This is a genomic window from Streptomyces sp. NPDC001508 (assembly GCF_040298665.1).
GTDB lineage: Bacteria > Actinomycetota > Actinomycetes > Streptomycetales > Streptomycetaceae > Streptomyces.
Genome location: NZ_JBEPAP010000088.1, coordinates 18,523 through 32,272, shown reverse-complemented (window position 1 = coordinate 32,272; position 13,750 = coordinate 18,523). Strand labels below are relative to the sequence as shown.

General features: G+C 74.4%; 11 protein-coding genes and 1 pseudogene. 8 read left to right on the top strand and 4 right to left on the bottom strand.

Annotated features, from left to right (window positions below; translation table 11 throughout):
• The 4 genes from ABT245_RS42200 to ABT245_RS42185 form a co-directional block, all read right to left on the bottom strand.
• On the bottom strand, positions 1-274 hold a 274-nt coding region (locus ABT245_RS42200), incomplete at its 3' end, for a hypothetical protein (protein ID WP_351745341.1).
• Complete coding sequence (locus ABT245_RS42195; RefSeq protein WP_351745346.1) at positions 271-1,359, bottom strand: glycosyltransferase family 2 protein; 1,089 nt, start codon at positions 1,357-1,359, stop codon at positions 271-273. The genes ABT245_RS42200 and ABT245_RS42195, both read right to left, overlap by 4 nt.
• Positions 1,359-2,993, bottom strand: coding sequence for a carbamoyltransferase family protein (locus ABT245_RS42190; protein WP_351745339.1), 1,635 nt, complete (start codon positions 2,991-2,993; stop codon positions 1,359-1,361). The genes ABT245_RS42195 and ABT245_RS42190 overlap by 1 nt, the downstream gene beginning before the upstream one ends.
• 29 nt (positions 2,994-3,022) lie before the next feature.
• Positions 3,023-4,015, bottom strand: a complete 993-nt coding sequence (locus tag ABT245_RS42185) for an NAD-dependent epimerase/dehydratase family protein (protein ID WP_351745337.1) — start codon at positions 4,013-4,015, stop codon at positions 3,023-3,025.
• An 832-nt stretch (positions 4,016-4,847) separates the two neighbouring features.
• Here ABT245_RS42185 and ABT245_RS42180 point away from each other — a divergent pair.
• The 8 genes and pseudogenes from ABT245_RS42180 to ABT245_RS42145 all read left to right on the top strand — a co-directional run bounded on the left by ABT245_RS42180 (position 4,848) and on the right by ABT245_RS42145 (position 13,741).
• Complete coding sequence (locus ABT245_RS42180) at positions 4,848-6,119, top strand: MFS transporter (RefSeq protein ID WP_502982306.1); 1,272 nt, start codon at positions 4,848-4,850, stop codon at positions 6,117-6,119.
• A gap of 294 nt (positions 6,120-6,413) precedes the next feature.
• Positions 6,414-7,244 (top strand): annotated as a pseudogene (locus ABT245_RS42175) (baeRF2 domain-containing protein); the annotation flags it as partial.
• A 531-nt stretch (positions 7,245-7,775) separates the two neighbouring features.
• Positions 7,776-9,005 (top strand): substrate-binding domain-containing protein, encoded by a 1,230-nt coding sequence (locus tag ABT245_RS42170; RefSeq protein ID WP_351745332.1) that lies wholly within the window; start codon positions 7,776-7,778, stop codon positions 9,003-9,005.
• Positions 9,006-9,038: 33 nt separating this feature from the next.
• Positions 9,039-9,803: an ABC transporter ATP-binding protein gene (locus tag ABT245_RS42165; RefSeq protein ID WP_351745330.1), complete on the top strand. Its 765-nt coding sequence runs from the start codon at positions 9,039-9,041 to the stop codon at positions 9,801-9,803.
• 68 nt (positions 9,804-9,871) lie between these two features.
• Complete coding sequence (locus tag ABT245_RS42160; RefSeq protein WP_351745344.1) at positions 9,872-10,663, top strand: ABC transporter ATP-binding protein; 792 nt, start codon at positions 9,872-9,874, stop codon at positions 10,661-10,663.
• Positions 10,663-11,550 carry a branched-chain amino acid ABC transporter permease gene (locus tag ABT245_RS42155; protein WP_351745327.1) on the top strand — a complete coding sequence of 296 codons (888 nt, stop codon included), beginning with the start codon at positions 10,663-10,665 and terminating at the stop codon, positions 11,548-11,550. Before ABT245_RS42160 ends, ABT245_RS42155 begins: the two co-directional genes overlap by 1 nt.
• Positions 11,547-12,800 carry a branched-chain amino acid ABC transporter permease gene (locus ABT245_RS42150; protein WP_351745324.1) on the top strand — a complete coding sequence of 418 codons (1,254 nt, stop codon included), beginning with the start codon at positions 11,547-11,549 and terminating at the stop codon, positions 12,798-12,800. The genes ABT245_RS42155 and ABT245_RS42150 overlap by 4 nt, the downstream gene beginning before the upstream one ends.
• Positions 12,797-13,741 carry an alpha/beta hydrolase gene (locus tag ABT245_RS42145; RefSeq protein ID WP_351745322.1) on the top strand — a complete coding sequence of 315 codons (945 nt, stop codon included), beginning with the start codon at positions 12,797-12,799 and terminating at the stop codon, positions 13,739-13,741. Before ABT245_RS42150 ends, ABT245_RS42145 begins: the two co-directional genes overlap by 4 nt.
• Positions 13,742-13,750: the final 9 nt, after the last annotated feature.

The following is a 13,750-nucleotide window of genomic DNA, read 5'->3' as shown; positions in this document are numbered from 1 at the left end:
GGCCGCGGCCGTCGTCGGCCGGGCGCGAGCGGTGCGCCCGGGTGCCGGTCCCGCCGAGCGCCGTCCCCGTGTGCTGGTCGCGACGGCTGACATCGGCGGCGGTGACCGGACCGCCGATGACCGGACCGCCGTGCATGCCGCCGGGCGTGTCCTGGATGTGGGGTGCGGCGCGGGCCCGGACGGCGGCCGTGGCGGCGGCGCGCGCCTGGAGCGCGGCCCGGTCCGGGGCGCGGCGCGGCTCGGTGGAACTCCGGGCGGTGGCACGGTGCTTCATGGCGTGCCTCCGTACGGCGTGGCGCGGCGGGCGGTCGGTGCCGGTGCGCGGGCCGCTGCCCGCGTCGACGGCGGCACGGGCCCGAGCGGCACGGCCGCCCGGTGCCGTACCAGGCCGGTGAGCCAGTGGCGTACCGCGAGCGGCGGGATGACGACGCTGGTGGCGAGCATGGTGGCGATCTCCGGTGCGGTGCGCGGTCCGGGCAGGATGCGGGCGAGGGCGAACTCGCCGGTGCCCAGCGCCCACAGGGCGGCGCCGGCCAGGGCGGCGCGCGGCCGGCCGGCCAGGGCGAGCGCTGGTGCCGCGAGGGCCAGGGCCGTGACGAGCGTGTGCCGGGGCAGCCGGCCGCGCGGTGCCCGGGCGCGCTGCCACCAGTCGCGGCCGTGCAGACGGCTCATCAGCGCGTCGTCGGCGTTGCCGCGTTGGGCCCGTACCGACACCCACCGGTCGGTGTCCCGCACCGGGTGGCGGGTGGTGCGCCGCCCGCGGCACAGGGACCAGCCCGCGTCCGAGACCCGCAGGGCCAGGTCGGCGTCCTCCCGGAACGCACGGCGGAACCGCTCGTCAAAGCCTTGGACCTTCGCCAGTACCGCCGTGCGGTAGGCCATGTCGGCGGTGGCCCAGGCCGCGTGTTCCAGACCCGCGGTGCCCCGTTCCCAGTCGGTGGGCCTGCGGTCCGGATCGAGCGGGACCCGCAGGCGTCCCTGCACCCCGCCGGTGGTCGCGGCGGCCGCGGTGAGGTCTTCGGCGAGCCGGCGGGACCAGTCGGGCAGCACCTGGACGTCGTCGTCCAGGAAGACGGTCCAGGGCGCGCGCACCGTGCGCCACCCGGCGTTGCGGGCGGCCGCCGGCCCTCGTCCGCCCGTGCGCAGCGTGCGCGTCCGGTCCCGCAGGACGCCCGTCGCTTCCAGCGGCAGCGGCGTGGCGGGGTCGGTGCGGTCGTCGACGACGACCACCTCCTCGGGTGGATGGCCGTCGGCGGCGGCGAGCGCGCGCAGGCACGCGGCGAGGCAGCCACGCCCGATCGTGGGGACGACGACGGCGTAGGCGGGGGCTTCGCGCCCCCGCACGCCGGGGCCGCACATCATGCGAACACCTTCTTCCGGCGCACCGCGAACGGGCCGAGCGCCAACAGGTCGACGGGGGCGGAGCCGAAGCACTCGAGGGCGTCGCGCGGGTCGTCCACCATGGGCCGCCCGGCGGTGTTGAGGCTGGTGTTGACCACCACGGGCAGTCCGGTACGGCGCTCGAAGCCGTCGATCATCCGGGCCACCAGCGGCTCGGTGGCGCGGTCCACGGTCTGGATCCGGGCCGTGCCGTCCACGTGCACGACCGCGGGGATGCGCTCGCGCCACTCGGCGGCCACGTCGTGCACGAACAGCATGTACGGGCTGGGCAGGGGGCCGTCGAACAGTTCCGCGGCCCGTTCGGCCGACACCATCGGGGCGACGGGGCGGAACTCTTCACGTCCCTTGACCGCGTTGAGCCGTTCCAGGTTTTCGGCGCGGCCGGGATGGGCCAGCAGCGAGCGATGGCCGAGGGCACGGGGGCCGTATTCGCTGCGGCCCTGGAACCAGGCCACGATGCCGTCGCGGGCGAGTTCTTCGGCGACGGTCTCCGCGATGTCCTCGGGCTCCTCGTAGGGTACGGCCGCTCGCTCGAGCCAGGCGCGCAGTTCGGCGTCGTGCCAGCCGCGTCCGAGGGCGGCGGACGGCATGGCCTCCACGGCTTCTTTCTGGTGGGCGACGTGCAGCGCGGCGCCGAGGGCGGTTCCCGCGTCCCCGGCGGCGGGCTGCACCCACAGGTGCGTGAACGGGCCGTCACGGTGCAGCCGGGTGTTGGCCACGCAGTTGAGTGCCACGCCGCCCGCCAGGGTCAGCGTGTCCTCGCCGGTGTGCTCGCGCAGCCACCGCGCAAGGCCCAGCAGGACCTCTTCCAGGCACGCCTGGGCGCTGGCCGCCGCGTCGGCGTGGTCCTGTGTCCAGGCGCCGCCCGCGGGGCGCGGCGGCACGAGGGACGCCCAGGGCACGGGGCGGGCCCGAAAGCCCCCGTCGGCGTCGGGGTGGACATAGGCGCGCAGCCGGTCCAGGAAGCGCGGCTCGCCGTGGGAGGCGAGGGCCATCACCTTGAACTCGTCGCTGCTGCGCAGGAATCCGAGGTGCTGGGTGAGGTCTTCGTAGAACAGGCCCAGCGAGTCGGGCAGCGACTGCGAACGCAGCGCGCTCAGTTCACGGTTGACGTAGTGGCCGGCGAGATGGGAGCCGCATTCGCCGCGGCCGTCCAGCACCAGGACGGCGCAGTCCGGGTACGGGGAGGCCTGGCCGGCGGAGGCGGCGTGGGCGACGTGGTGCGCGACGAAGCGGACCTTGTCCGGGTCGAGTCCTGGCAGCGCCTCGGCAAGGAACTGCGGTGCCCGGCGGGCGTAGTCCTGCCGCAGCTGGTCCCAGGGGTCGTCCAGTCCCATCAGGCCGGCCGGGCGGGCGAGTTCGGGGTCGTAGGAGTAGGCGACCGCGTCGAGGTCCGACGGGGTCAGGCCGGCGTGGTCCAGGCACCAGCGGGCGGACAGTTCGGGCAGTTCCCAGGCGGAGAACGGGATCGGCCGCTTGCCGTGCTTGCGCCGGCTGAAGCGTTCCTCCTCCGCGGCCGCCACGATCCGGCCGTCGACCACGAGTGCGGCGGCGGGGTCGTGGAAGAGGGCGTTGATTCCCAGAACGCGCATGGTGCCTCCGTCGGGGCATGGGGGGCGTCTCACACATGTGGGGCCGGCTCGCGCACCGGCCGGGCCGCGAAGTGGGCGATGGTCTGCTTGATGCCCTCCTCCCAGGGCACGCGGGGTGTCCAGCCCAGCAGTTCGCGGGCCAGCGCGGTGTCCGGGCGGCGCCGCTGCGGGTCGTCGGCGGGGCGGTCGACGAACTCGATACAGGAGGAGGACCCGGCCAGTTCCACGATGCGCGAGGCGATCTCCCGCACGGTCACCTCGTCGGTGCCGCCGAGGTTGACGGGGCGTACCGACCGGCTGGCGGCCACCAGCAGGATGCCGTCCACGATGTCGTCGACGTAGCACAGGGAACGGGTCTGGCTGCCGTCCCCGGCCACGGTCAGCGCTTCACCGGCCAGGGCCTGGCAGACGAAGGTGGGCACGGCACGACCGTCATGTGCCCGCATGCGCGGCCCGTAGGTGTTGAACAGGCGCACGATTCCCGCGTCGGCGTCCTTGGTGCGCACATGCGCGGTGACCAGGGCCTCGGCGAAGCGTTTCGACTCGTCGTAGACACTGCGCGGGCCGACCGGGTTGACGTTGCCCCAGTAGTCCTCGCGCTGGGGATGCACCAGGGGGTCGCCGTAGACCTCGGACGTCGAGGCGAGCAGGAACCGCGCGCCGTCCCGCTCGGCGAGGGCCAGCATGGCGCGGGTGCCCACACTGCCGGCGTCGAGGGTTTCGAGGGGCAGCCGCAGATAGTCGGCGGGCGAGGCGGGACAGGCGAAGTGCAGTACCAGGTCGTACGGTCCGGCCAGCCGCCCGGTGGCGTCGGGCGCGCAGACGTCGCACTCCACGAACCGGAAGCCCGGGCGGCCCTGGAGGTGTGCGACATTCGCGCGCGCTCCGGACAACAGGTTGTCGGCGCAGTCGACTTCGGTTCCCGCATTCAGCAACTGCTCGCACAGGTGGCTGCCGATGAACCCGGCACCGCCGGTCACCAGGGCGCGCCGCCATGTGGCACACGTCTTCGTATCAGTCATAAGGCGTCCTTTGTCCGCGTCGCGGTGGGTGAAGGCCACGCTGCCCGTACCGTCCGGCGTGGAAGAGAAAGGTGCTTGTGCGAAAGTGAACGTTCTGGCTGTTGTGCGCTCGCGAGCGTCAGCGTGCCCCGGGTCCGCCGCTGTGCGGACGGCACTGCCACTGGGTTCCCCCAGGCAGTAGTTTTCACGCGTTGATTCCTAATGTCCCACTTACTCGGTGTGCTCGCGCCTTCTGAGCGCCGGAGCCGGCCCGTACGGACGGCCGCACGGACCGCACACCCGGGCCACAGCCGTGTGCCGGTGAGAGGCAACCCGGTTTCCCCGCGCCCGGTTCCCCTGTGTCACCCGGCAGTTGCCCGCCGGTACCCGGGGGTCGGCAGCCACCCGGGCACGGCGCGTGACCGCTCCCGCACCCAGCTTCCGCCGCGCCCCGCTGACCAGGGCGGACGTAGTTGGCTTCAACTGGTGAACGCTACTGGCCGGGTGTGCGTGTGAGCAAACACACTCAGGACCCAAGTACCGTGCCATCGCACGCGGTTGGGCCGGGCCGCGGCGGCATCCGCGGCACGGGATCCGTCGGCCGGGGACCGCTCTGCCACGATGGTCCGAGCCGTGACCGACTCGGTGGACGCTGCGCACGCAGCGCGGCCGGGCTGTTCGGCTGCACCGGTCGGGCCGCTCGGCTCCGCCCGGCCCCTGTCGCTGACTCCCCGTCGCCATCGAGTACCGGACCGTGTCTTCTCCTCCTTCCCCTCCCTCCCCCATGCCCGAATCCGCCGCCCCGCGCGCCGCGGCCTCGCATGCGCCCTGGCGGTCGCTGAGGCACCGCAGCATGCGCTGGTGGTCCGTCGCCAACCTCGTGTCGAACGTCGGCACCTGGATGCAGCTCACGGTGCAGAACCTGCTGGTCCTGCAGATCACCGGATCGGCCGCCGCCACGGGCCTGTCCATGTCCGTGCAGGCCGCGCCCGCGCTGCTCATGAGCCTGCTCGGCGGCGCCGCAGTCGACCGGTGGCCGCGCCGGCTGACGGTCGCCGTCAGCCAGTCCCTGCTCGGCCTCGTGGCGTTCGCGACGGCCGCGCTCGTGGCCCTGGACCGGCTCGACCTGCCGTCCCTGCTCGTGCTCGCCGCCCTGACCGGCGTCGTCGCCACCGTCGACGGACCGGCCTGCGCGCTGCTCGGCAACGATCTCGTGCCCGCGGGGGACGTGCCCTCGGCCATCGGCGTGGGCGCCCTGGTGCACAGCGCGGGCCGGCTGCTCGGCACGGCGCTGGCGGGCGTCACCGTGGGCTTTCTCGGCACGGCCGCCGCCTACGCCGCCAACGGGCTGTCGTTCCTGTTCGTGACCGCGGTGGTGCCGCTGCTGCGCCCCGCGTACGGCAGTTCCGCGCGCACCGTGCCGAAGGATGCGCCCGCCGTGCGGGCCGATACGGCCGGCCGGGACATGACCGTGCGCCAGGGGCTCGCCCACTTCGCGCGGCGGCCACGTCTGGTCGCGCTCGCCTGTGTCACCGGCATCAGCTCGGTCCTCGGCCGCAATTACGGGCTCACCCTGGCCGTGCTCGTCACCGGGCCGCTCGCGGGCGGTGCGGGGGCGTTCGGCACCGTGTCCACCGTGCTCGCCGTGGGCGGCGCCCTGGGTGCCGTACTCGGCGCCCGGACCCGCAGGCCCTCGGTCCGGCTCGTCGGCACGCTGGCCGCGACCGGCGGACTGCTGCAGGTGGCGGCCGGACTGTCGCCCTCGCTGGCCGTACTGCTGGTGCTGGTCCTGCCGATGGCCGTGGTGGAGTCCGCCTCCGACACGGCGGGCACGGCCGTCCTGCAGACCGACCCGCCCGCCCATCTGCGAGGCCGGGTGCTCGGCGTCTGGAACAGCATCGGCACGGTGTGGAGCCTCGGCGGTCCGCCCGCGCTCGGCCTGCTCATGGAGCTGTCCGGTGCGCGCGGCGCCCTGGTCGTCGGCGGCCTGCTCATCGCCGGAACGATCACAGCCGGCCGGGCCCTGCGGGCGCGCCGGCTGCCGGCCGCGGTGCCGCGGGCGGTGCGAGGAGCTGCGGAGGATGCGGGCGTACCGGAGCGGGAGGCGTTGCGGGCCGCCGCGTGACGGTGACACGGACGCGTTGCGGGCCGCCGCGTGACAGTGACACGGACGCGTTGCGGGCCGCCGGTCACCGCCGGTTGCCTCCCGCGGAGCCGGCGTGCTCGTGCCACGCCGGTGTGACGCCGCCCGGAGTACCCACCGGCATCGCACCCATGCGCCCGCAGGGCACGGCCGGTCGCGGGCCGCTGCGGCGCCGGACCGGGTGTCCCGGCCGCGGGGACACCCGTCTTCCCGGGCTCCCCGTGCCACCGTCACGCGGCCGCCCGCAACGCGTCCGTGTCACTGTCACGCGCCGCGGGCACCTCGGCCCGGTGGGCGCCCCTGCGGCACGTGGCGCCGCTGCTGGAACTGGCGGGCGAGGACCCCGTCTGCCTGGTGGCGTACGTCGACCGCAGGGGCGCGGACGTCGAACTGCGCAGCGGGGTGGGCAGCCGTGCGGCGGGCTCGGTCACCGGTCAGCCCTGGCCCCTGCACCGCACGGCGACGGCCGACTGGTCGGAGCGGCACTTCCAGCTCAGGGTGGAGAACACCTGGGAGAGCAATGCCGGGGAGATCGCCGACGCGCTCGCCGCGTGCCAGGACGAGGTCCGCGCCGACCTGCTGATCCTGGTCGGGGAGCAGCGGGAGTGCCGTGCCGTGCACGAGCGGTTGCCCCAGCAGCTGACCGACCGGGTGGTGGAGGCCGACCACGGAATCGGCAGCAGGCTCCTGGACGAGGAGGTCGAGCGGGCCCGCGCCGAGCACGTCCGGCGGCGCGCGGAAGCGGAGCTGGGACGATTCCTGGCCGCCCGGACCCCGGACGGCGAGGGGCGCACCGGAGCCGTGGAGGGCGTGCCCGCGCTGGTCGAGGCGGCGCGCGAGCACCGCATCGACGAACTGCTGGTCCGTCCGGACGGCCCCGACACACACCGCGAGGTGTGGATCGGTGAGGCTCCCGACCAGCTGGCGGTGCGGCGCACGGATCTCAAGACGCTGGGCGAGCCGCGGCCCTGGCCGACCCGCGCCGACGACGCCGTGATCCGCTCCGTGGTCGCCACCGACGCCGCGGCCCTCTCGGTGACCCCGGCGACAGGAGCACACGAGGACACGCCCGTGGGCGGGCTGGGGGCGCTGCTGCGCTGGCGTTGACACGAGGTGCGGGCCCGCGCCGCCCGGATCCTCGTCCCCGTCGGGCACTCCTGCGGGACGCCCCGGCGACGAGCCGACACGACTGCGGATGCTCCTTCGGGACGCCCCGGCGGCGGGCCTCAGGTCGCGGCCGGCATCTCGCCGGCCGGGGAGTCAGGGCTGCGTTCGCCGACCACCGGATCCTCCGGCCGTTCCCGCAGGTGGAACGGCCGGTGTTCGAGCTGACCGGGGTGGCGGCCCAAGACCGGCGGCTGGCTCCCCTCCGAGGGCCTGACGACGATCACGGGCAGGCTCGTCGGCCGGAAGCGGAGCGGCCGACCGTTCTGCGTGGGCCACAACCATGTGGGACGGACATATGTCCACCGCCTCAGCTGCGGTGGTCAACACCATGTCGGTAGCCCTTCGGTGGCTCTTACCGTCCCCTGCGTCAGCAACCGCGCCGCCGCCGTCCGCCGCATATGTGCCGCCGCCACTGTCCGCGGCACGGGCCGGCGCGGCATCCACCCCCCGGGAGCCGGTCCGATGCCCACGATGCCTGCACACCGCGCACACCTGCGCCGCACCAGAATCCTCGCCGCGGCCGCCCTCACGGCCGCCGCGCTCCTCGCTTCCGGCTGCGCCGAGGCCGGCACGGCGGGCTCCGGATCCGCCGACGACCAGAAGGGCACGGCGGCCGTGAAGGTCGGCCTCGTCTACTCGAAGACCGGCCCGCTCGCCGCCTACGGCAAGCAGTACATCGAGGGCTTCAGGGCCGGTCTCGACCACGCCACCCACGGCACCGGCAAGGTCGGCGGCCACACCATCGAGATCACCGAGCGCGACGACGCCGGTGACGCCTCCAAGGCGGTCGCCGCGGCCAAGGACCTGATCGGCAAGGGCACGAAGATCCTCGCGGGCAGCACGGACTCCGGCATCGCCCTGCAGATGGCCCCGCTGGCCGCCCAGAACAAGGTGCTGTTCATCGACGGCCCGGCCGCCACGGACGCCGTGACCGGCAGCAACAAGTACACGTTCCGATCCGGCCGGCAGTCCTACCAGGACACCCTGACCGCCGCCGCGATGCTCGGCGACGCCAAGGGCAAGAAGGTCACCGTGCTGGCCCAGGACTCCACCTTCGGCCAGGCCAACGTCGACGCCGTGAAGGCGGTGCTCGGCGCCGAGGGCGCCACCGTCTCCTCCGTGCTGGCCCCGCCCAGCGCCACCGACCTGACCCCGTTCGCCCGGCAGGTCAAGTCCGCCGCGCCCGACCTGGTGTTCGTGGCCTGGGCGGGCGCCACCGCCCCCGCGCTGTGGACCGCCCTCGACCAGCAGGGCGTGCTGAGCGCGTCGAAGGTCACCACCGGCCTGGCCGGCACCGCCTCGTACCCCGTCTTCGGGGCGGGCAGCGAGAAGATCACCTTCCTCGCGCACTACTTCGCGGGCGCGGCCGGCACCGACGTCGAGAAGGCCATGACCAAGTCGGTCGAGCGGGCCGGCGGCACCCCCGACCTGTTCACCCCGGACGGCTTCACCGCCGCCCAGATGATCGTGCGCGCCGTCGGGGCGAGCGCCGACGACACCGACGCGATGGTGAAGTCCCTGGAGGGCTGGACGTTCGACGGCGTCAAGGGGGAGCTGCGGATCCGCGCCGAGGACCACGCCCTGCTCCAGCCGATGTTCGAGGCGCGGCTCAAGGGCAGCGGCAAGACCGCCGAGCCGGAGTTGGTCCGGACGCTCCCGCTGGACAAGGTGGCCCCGCCCGTCAAGCCCCTGGCGGGCTGACCCGTGACCGCGGCATCCCGCAGCGCGGGACGCGTGCCCGGTACGACCGCGGCCCCCGCGGCCGTCCTCGGCCTGGACCGCGTCGGCTGGAGCGTCGGCGGCGCGACCATCCTCTCGGACGTCTCCCTGGAGGTGTACGAGGGCGAGTTCCTCGCCTTCATCGGTCCCAACGGGGCCGGCAAGACCTCGCTGTTCAACCTGATCAGCGGGCTTGTCCCGGCCACCGCGGGCCGGGTCGTCCTGGACGGGACGGACATCACGGGCGAGGCCCCGTACGCCCGGGCGCGGCGCGGCCTCGGCCGTACCTTCCAGACGTCCAGCCTGTGGCCCGCGATGAGCGTCGCGGAACACGTCCGGCTCGCCGCGCAGGCCGCGGTCGGCGGCTCGTACCGGATCTGGCGGCGGGCCCCACGCCACCAGGACAAGGTCGACGACGTGCTGGCCCGCACCGGCCTCACGCACCGCGTCGACGCCCTGGCCCAGGCCCTCTCGCACGGCGAGAAACGGAAACTGGAACTCGCCGTCCTGCTGGTCGCGGAGCCCCGGCTGATGCTGCTGGACGAGCCGATGGCGGGCGTCAGCGCCGAGGAGGTACCCGCCCTGACCGAACTCATCCGCACCCTGCACCGTGAGGAGGGCCGCACCGTGCTCATGGTCGAGCACCACATGGACGTCCTGCTGGGTCTGGCCGACCGGCTCGCCGTGATGCACCACGGCAGTCTGCTCGCGCTGGACAGCCCCGAGGCCGTCACCGCCGACGCCACCGTCCAGCAGGCCTACCTCGGGGAGGCCCTGTGAGCGAGGACCGTACGGCCCGGCCCGTCACCGGCGCACCGCCCGCCGCCGGCGGCGCTCCGCTGCTGAGCGTGCGCGGCCTGCGGGTGCTGATCGGCGGCCGGCACATCCTGCACGGCGTCGACCTCGATGTGGCGGGGCAGGGCGTCACCGCCCTGCTCGGCCGCAACGGCGCGGGCAAGACGACCACCGTGCGGGGCGTGCTCGGCCTGGTGCCGCGCACCGGCAGCGTGCGGCTGGACGGCGAGGAGACCGTGGGCCTGCCCACGCACGCCCTGGTGCGCCGCGGCATCGGCTACGCCCCGGAGGACCGTGGCATCTTCGCCGGGCTGACCGTCGCGGAGAACCTGCGTCTGGCCGAACGCGGCGACGGCGAGCCGGACTACGCCCTCGTCCACGAACTCTTCCCCGAACTGCTCAAGCGTGCCAAGCAGGCGGCCGGCACGCTCTCCGGCGGCCAGCAGCAGATGGTGGCCATCGGCCGCACCCTGCTCAACGGCAATCGGCTGATCATCGCGGACGAGCCGACCAAGGGCCTGGCCCCGAAGGTCGTCACCGAGGTCACCCAGGTACTGGAGCGTGCCGCCGAGGCCATTCCGGTGCTGCTCGTCGAGCAGAACCTCGCCATGGTCCGCCGGCTCGCCACGCACTGCGCGGTGCTCGCCGACGGCCGCACCGCCCACCAGGGTCCCGCCGCGGACCTGCTCGGCGACCCGGACGCCACCCGCCGGCTGCTCGGTGTCGGCCGCGCGCCCACCGCACCCGCGGCCCTCGCGGCGTCGGCCGCCGCCCCGCCCGCCGGATCCGCAAGCGCCGACGCGCCCGCGGGTCCACGGTCCGACCGTACGGAGGCCGACGCCTGATGGACACCGTCGTCCTGCTCACCCTGACCGGGCTCGGCCTCGGCGCGCTGTACTTCCTCATCGCCTCCGGCCTTTCGCTGATCTTCGGCCTGATGGACGTGCTCAACTTCGCGCACGGCGCGCTGCTGTCCATCGGCGCCTACGCCACCTGGTGGGCCGCCTCGGGCAATCTGCCCGGCGCCGGCTCCGGCGGCCTCGGCTTCGTGCTCGCCGTCGTGTTCGGCGTGGTGGTCGGCACCCTCGCGGCGGTCCTGCTCGAACTGGCCGTCGTACGACCGCTGTACAGCAGGCCCCGCGAGCAGGTGCTGGCCACGGTCGGCGTCTCGCTGGCCGTGCCCGCGCTGCTCTCGGGCATCTGGGGCACCGACGCCCTGACCTTCCCCGGCCCGAAGGCGCTCAAGGACACGGTCGGCGTGCTCGGCGCCCAGATCCCGGCCAACCGGTTCGTGCTGATCGCCGGCGCCGTCCTGGTCTGGGCCGGTCTGAAGCTGTTCCTCGACCGCACCCGGCACGGCCTGGTGGTCCGGGCCGGTGTCGAGGACCGGGCCATGGTGACCGCCCTGGGCATCGATGTCGGCAAGGCGTTCACCCTGGTCTTCGCCATCGGCGGTGCCGCCGCCGCGCTGGGCGGCGCACTCGGCGGCCTGTACTTCGGTTCGGTCGACCCCCGTCAGGGCACCTCGCTGCTGATCTTCGCGTTCGTGGTCGTCGTGACGGGCGGCATGGGCTCGGTGACCGGCGCGGCCGTCGCGTCCGTCGTCATCGGCCTCGTCCAGCAGTTCGCCAACTACTACACCACCGCCGGACTCGGCGACCTCGCCGTCGTCGTGCTGCTCGCCGCCCTGCTGCTGGTGCGCCCGCGCGGTCTGACCGGGAGGCTCGCATGAGCACCGCCACCGGCACCGGTACCGCCCTCGCGGCCGGTGCGCAGGGGTCCGCCGCCCGCCGCCTGCTGCGCTGGTGGCCCGTGGGCCTGTTCGTCCTGCTGTTCGTGCTTCCGTACGGCGCCATCGAGATCCCCGGTCTGCTCGACGGGCCCGTCGGCAGTCCCGGAAGTCTGCAACTCCTCGCGCTGTGCCTGCTGTTCGGCGCCCTGGCGACCGGCTACGACCTGCTGCTCGGCCGCACCGGCCTGCTGTCCTTCGGGCATGCGCTGTACTTCGCCGCGGGCAGCTACGCCACCAACACGATGATGCAGGAGGCGGGGCTGTCGTTCGGCCTGTCCGCCGTGCTCGGCCTCGTCTTCGGCATCGCCCTGGCGGTGCTGCTCGGCTCGGTCGCCCTGCGCGTCACCGGCATCGCCTTCTCGATGGTGACGCTGGCCTTCGCCCAGGCCGCCTCCATCCTGGTCGCCCGCGATCCGGGCGGCTTCACCGGCGGCGAGGAGGGCCGCGCGGTCGCCGCCGACCTGCTGCCGTCCGGGCTCGTCGGCATCGAGAACACCGCCAATCTGTACTGGATCACCCTCGCGTTCCTCGCCCTCACCCTCGCGGTCGTGCACTGGACCACCCACTCGCCCACCGGCCGTGTCTGGGAGGGCATCAAGGAGAACGAGCGGCGCGTCGAGGTACTGGGCCTGCGCCCGTACGGGTTCAAGCTGCTGGCCTTCACCGTCGCGAGCGCGCTGGCCGCGCTGGGCGGCATCGTGCACCTGCTGCTGACCGGCGGCTCCACCCCGCACACCACCAGCTCCGAGTTCACGCTGTCGCTGCTGGTGATGGTCGTCCTCGGCGGCTCCGGTACCCGTTGGGGGCCGATGCTGGGCGGTGTCCTGTACACCTGGGCCGACCAACGCCTCGGCGATGTCGCGGGCTCGGCGGCCGTCGCGGACCTGCCCGCCGTGCTGCGGGTGCCGCTCAGCCAGCCGCTGTTCCTGCTGGGCGTGCTGTTCGTGGTCATCGTGGGCGTCCTGCCCGGCGGGCTCGCCGCCCTGCCCGGACGCGTCCGTGCCGCACGCGCCGCACGCCGCGGTGCCACGGCCGGCTCCGGTGACGGTGACGGCGGTCCCGGGCGAGAATCGGACGTCGACGGATCCGGGTCCGCCACCGGTGACCCACGGACCGCTCCCGACGTCCGGCGCAGCAGGGCGTCGGCCGCTTCCGCCGACGCCGACGTCAAGGAAAGGCAATCGTCGTGACCACCGCCGACACCTCGCCCGCCGACGCGCCCGCGGGCCCCGAGCCGCTGCCCTTCGAGGAGCTGAGCGTCCCCGTGCCGGGCGGCGACCTGGCCGTGCTGCGCTGGGCCGCCGCCGATCCCGAGGCGCCCACGGTGCTCGCCCTGCACGGCATCACCGCCAACGGGCTGTCCTGGGGGCCGGTCGCCCGCCGTCTCGCGGGCCGCGCCACGCTCGTCGCCCCCGATCTGCGCGGACGCGCGGGCAGCCGGCACCTGCCCGGGCCGTACGGCATCGCCGTGCACGCCGACGACGCCGCCGCGACGGCCGAGGCGCTGGGGCTGCGACGGCCGGTGCTGGCCGGGCACTCGATGGGCGCGTTCACCGCGGCGCTGGCCGCCGTACGCCACCCCGGGCGGTTCGGTCCGCTGCTGCTCGTGGACGGCGGGCTCGGGTTCCCGGCCCCCACCGAGCTGTCCCCCGACGAGCTGATGACCGCGGTGATCGGCCCGGCCATGGACCGGCTGTCGATGACCTTCCGCGACCGGGATGCCTACCGGGCGTTCTGGCGGGTCCATCCCGCGTTCGCCGACCGGTGGACGCGGGAGGTGGACGCGTACATCCAGCGCGACCTGGTGGGTGAGGAGCCGGAGCTGCGGTCCTCGTGCCGTCTGGAGGCGGTGCGCACCGACGGTGTCGGCGTGTTCGACGAGGACGTGCTGGCCGCGATCCGCCATCTGCCCTCGCCCGCCACGCTGCTGTGGGCGGACAGCGGTCTGATGGACGAGCCGCAGGGACTGTACGACGAGGAACGCCTCGCCCGCGCCGCCCTCGAGGGCACCGGCGTCACACCGCTGCGCTCGCCGGGCACCAACCACTACACGGTGCTCACCGGTGAGGAGGGCGCGGCGCGCATCGCCGACCTGCTGCTGGAGGCCGCCGTCGGGTCGACGGGCCGCTGACACGCCGGG

Coding starts and splice junctions, on each gene's coding strand:
- ABT245_RS42180 (WP_502982306.1), top strand. CDS start 4,848: ATGCGCTGGTGGTCCGTCGCCAACCTCGTGTCGAACGTCGGCACCTGG.
- ABT245_RS42155 (WP_351745327.1), top strand. CDS start 10,663: ATGGACACCGTCGTCCTGCTCACCCTGACCGGGCTCGGCCTCGGCGCG.
- ABT245_RS42195 (WP_351745346.1), bottom strand. CDS start 1,359: ATGTGCGGCCCCGGCGTGCGGGGGCGCGAAGCCCCCGCCTACGCCGTC.
- ABT245_RS42190 (WP_351745339.1), bottom strand. CDS start 2,993: ATGCGCGTTCTGGGAATCAACGCCCTCTTCCACGACCCCGCCGCCGCA.
- ABT245_RS42150 (WP_351745324.1), top strand. CDS start 11,547: ATGAGCACCGCCACCGGCACCGGTACCGCCCTCGCGGCCGGTGCGCAG.
- ABT245_RS42170 (WP_351745332.1), top strand. CDS start 7,776: ATGCCTGCACACCGCGCACACCTGCGCCGCACCAGAATCCTCGCCGCG.
- ABT245_RS42185 (WP_351745337.1), bottom strand. CDS start 4,015: ATGACTGATACGAAGACGTGTGCCACATGGCGGCGCGCCCTGGTGACC.